Here is a 4,027-nt window from a genome sequence, read left to right as displayed (position 1 = left end):
ACCCGGGCCGTCGCCCGCCGCACCGCGGCCCGCGCCCAGCAGCCCGGCAGCCTGCTGGAACGGCTGTCGAACCGGCCGCCGGCCGAACGGGCCCGTGTCCTGCTCACCACCGTGCGCACCCAGGTCGCCGACGTCCTCGGCTACGACGGCCCCACCGACATCGAACCGGCCCACTCCTTCTCCTCCCTCGGCTTCACCTCCCTCACCTCCGTCGAACTGCGCGACGCGCTCAGCACCGCGCTCGGCGTGGCCCTCCCGGCCACCCTCGTCTTCGACCACCCCACCCCGCACGCGCTCGCCCGGCACCTCGACGCCGACCTGTTCGGCACGACCACCGACGACGACGGCCACACCCGCCGCCCGGCCGCCACCGACGACGACCCGATCGTCATCGTCGGCATGGCCTGCCGCTACCCCGGCGGCGTCCGCAGCCCCGAGGACCTGTGGGACCTCGTCGTGGCCGGCGCCGACGGCATCTCGCCGCTGCCCGGCGACCGCAACTGGAGCCCGGAGACCCTCTACCACCCCGACCCCGACCACCCGGGCACCGTCTACACCCGCGAGGGCGGATTCCTCCACGACGCCAGCCAGTTCGACCCCTCGTTCTTCGGCATCAGCCCCCGCGAGGCCCTCGCCATGGACCCCCAGCAGCGCCTGCTGCTGGAGACGTCCTGGGAGGCCCTGGAACGCGCCGGCATCGACCCGGCCACCGCACGCGGCAGCCGCACCGGCGTCTTCGCGGGCGTCACCTACCAGGACTACGTCACGATCCTGGCCGCCGCCGACGACAACGTCGAGGGCTACGTCGGCACCGGCAACTCACCCAGCGTGCTCTCCGGCCGCATCGCCTACACCCTCGGCCTCGAAGGCCCCGCGGTGTCCGTCGACACCGCCTGCTCCTCCAGCCTCGTCGCCCTCCACCTCGCCTCCCAGGCACTGCGCCAGGGCGAATGCACCCTCGCGCTCGCCGGCGGAGTGACCGTGATGTCCACACCCGGCTCCCTCATCGAGTTCAGCCGCCAGCGGGCACTCGCCCCCGACGGCCGCTGCAAGCCGTTCTCCGCGGACGCCGACGGCGCCAGCTGGGCCGAGGGCGTCGGCGTCCTCGTCGTCGAGCGGCTGTCCGACGCCCGCCGCAACCACCACCCCGTCCTGTCCGTGCTCCGCGGCAGCGCCCTCAACCAGGACGGCGCCTCCAACGGACTGACCGCCCCCAGCGGACCCTCGCAGCAGCGGGTCATCCGCCAGGCGCTCGCCGGCGCCGGACTGACCCCCGGCGAGGTCGACGCGGTCGAGGCACACGGCACCGGCACCACCCTCGGCGACCCGATCGAGGCCCAGGCGCTCATCGCGGTCTACGGCCAGGACCGGCCCGAGGACCGGCCCCTGTGGCTGGGCTCCCTGAAGTCCAACATCGGCCACAGCCAGGCCGCCGCGGGCGTCGGCGGCATCATCAAGATGGTCATGGCGATCCGCGAGGGCGTCCTGCCGCGCACCCTGTACGCCGACAACCCCACCCCGCACGTCGACTGGACCGCCGGCGACGTCCGCCTGCTGACCGAGCAGCTGGACTGGCCCGAGACCGGGCGTCCGCGCCGCGCCGGTGTCTCCTCGTTCGGCATGAGCGGCACCAACGCCCACGTCATCGTCGAACAGGCACCGGCCGCCGAACCGGCCACCGCCTCGCCCGCCACCCCGGACCCCGCGGTCCTCACCGGCGCGCTGCCCGTCGTACCGACCCTGCTGTCCGGCCGCACCGAGGCCGCCCTGCGCAGCCAGGCCGCACGCCTGCGCACCCACCTCCTCGCCCGCCCCGACACCCCGCTCACCGACCTCGCCTACTCCCAGGCCACCACCCGCTCGGCCTTCGAACACCGGGCGGCCGTCCTCGCCACCGGCCGCGACACCCTCGACGAGGCCCTCGCCGCCCTCGCCGCCGGCGCCCCCGTCACCGGACCCGGCGTCGTCTCCGGCACCGCGCCCACCGCCGCCGACCCCGTCCTGGTCTTCCCCGGACAGGGCGCGCAGTGGACCGGCATGGCCCGCGAACTCCTCACCGGCTCCCCCCTGTTCGCCGCCCTCGTCGCCGACTGCGAACGCGCGCTCGCCCCCCACATCGACTGGTCCCTGACCGCGGTCCTGCGCGGCGACGAGGACGCGGCCGACATCGGCCGGGTCGACGTCGTCCAGCCCGCCCTGTGGGCCGTCATGGTCGCCCTCGCCGGCCTGTGGCGCTCCCTCGGCGTCACCCCCGCGGCCGTCGTCGGCCACTCGCAGGGCGAGATCGCCGCCGCCTGCGTCGCCGGGGCCCTGTCCCTCGACGACGGCGCCCGGATCGTCGCCCTGCGCAGCCGGGCCATCGTCGCCATCGCCGGCACCGGCGGCATGATGTCCGTGCCGCTGAGCGCCGACGAGACCCGCGCCCGCATGAGCCCGTGGGCCGACCGCCTCGCCGTCGCCGCCGTCAACGGACCCGCCTCGGTGGTGGTGTCCGGCGAAGCCGCCGCGCTCGACGACCTGTTCACCGCCCTCACCGACGACGGCGTACGCGCCCGCAAGGTCGCCGTCGACTACGGCTCCCACTCGCCGCAGGTCGAACCCATCCGCGCGACCGTCCTCGACGCCCTCGCCGGCATCGAGCCGCGGGACGCCGAGATCCCCTTCCGCTCGGCCCTCACCGGCCAGTGGCAGGACACCACCACCCTCGACCCCGAGTACTGGTACACCAACCTGCGCGAGACCGTCCGCTTCGAGGAGGCCGTCCGCGGCCTGATCGCCGAAGGACACCGCACCTTCATCGAGGTCAGCCCGCACCCCGTGCTCGCCGTCGGCCTGCGCGAGACCCTGGAGGACGCCGGCGTCGAAGGCGCCGCGCTCGGCTCCCTGCGCCGCGACAAGGGCGGCCTGGGCCAGTTCCTCACCGCGGTCGCCGAAGCCCACGTGAACGGCGTCGCCCTCGACTGGACGGCCGTGTTCGCCGCCGCCGGCGCCCACCGCGTCGACGTACCGACCTACCCCTTCCAGCAGCAGCGGTACTGGCCCCACGTCCCGGAGCGGGACACCTCCGCCTCCTTCGGCACCGCCGCCACGGACACGGTGGAGTCCCGCTTCTGGGAGACCGTCGACCAGGGAGACCCGGAAGCACTCGCCGACGCCCTCGACCTGCCCGCCGACGCACCGCTGAGCGCCTTCCTGCCGGCCCTGTCCACCTGGCGCCGCACCAGCCGCGAACGCTCCACCACCGACTCCTGGCGCTACGGCGTCGGATGGTCCCCGCTGACCGGCGACGCCGCGGGCGCCCTGTCCGGCACCTGGCTCCTCGTCGCCCCCGCCGGCCCGGACGGCATCCACGACGCCCTCGTCGCCGACGCCCACCGCGCCCTGACCGGCGGCGGCGCCCGCGACACCCGCCTGGTCACCGTCCCCGACGGCGGCACCGACCGCACCGCCCTCGCCGCCCTCCTGACGGCCGCCCTCACCACCGACGACACCACCACCCCCGCCGTGGCGGGCGTCCTGTCCCTGCTCGCCCTCGACGAACGCCCCCACCCCGACCACCCGGCGCTCCCGCACGGCCTCGCCGGCACCGTCGCCCTCCTCCAGGCCCTCGGCGACACGCACCCCGACACCCCGCTGTGGTGCGCCACCCGCGGCGCCGTCGCCGTCGGCCCCTCCGAAACCGTCACCAGCCCCGCCCAGGCACTCGTCTGGGGCCTCGGCAGGGTCGCCGCCCTGGAACACTCCGAACGCTGGGGCGGCCTCGTCGACCTGCCCGCCGCACTCGACGGCCGGGCCGGCACCCGCCTGTGCGCCGTCCTGGCCGCCACCGGCGACGAGGACCAGATCGCGATCCGGCCCTCCGGCGCCTTCGGCCGCCGCCTGGTCCACGCCGCCGCCCCCCTCACCGACACCCAGGCCTGGCAGCCGCGCGGCACCGTCCTGGTCACCGGCGGCACCGGCGCCCTCGGCGGCCCCCACGCCCGCTGGCTCGTCGGACGCGGCGCCACCCACCTGATCCTGGCCGGCC

The 4,027-nt window shown here is 76.0% G+C and carries 1 protein-coding gene; it reads left to right on the top strand.

The features are described from left to right. Nucleotides 1–4,027 (top strand): type I polyketide synthase (locus tag ABZV34_RS37470; RefSeq protein ID WP_356287164.1); only part of this gene is annotated, 4,027 nt, incomplete at both ends.

This window comes from Streptomyces sp. NPDC005195 (assembly GCF_040608315.1).
Lineage (GTDB): Bacteria > Actinomycetota > Actinomycetes > Streptomycetales > Streptomycetaceae > Streptomyces > Streptomyces kaempferi.
The sequence above is the reverse complement of the archived record's forward strand: the minus strand, read 5'-3'. Positions and strand labels throughout refer to the sequence as shown.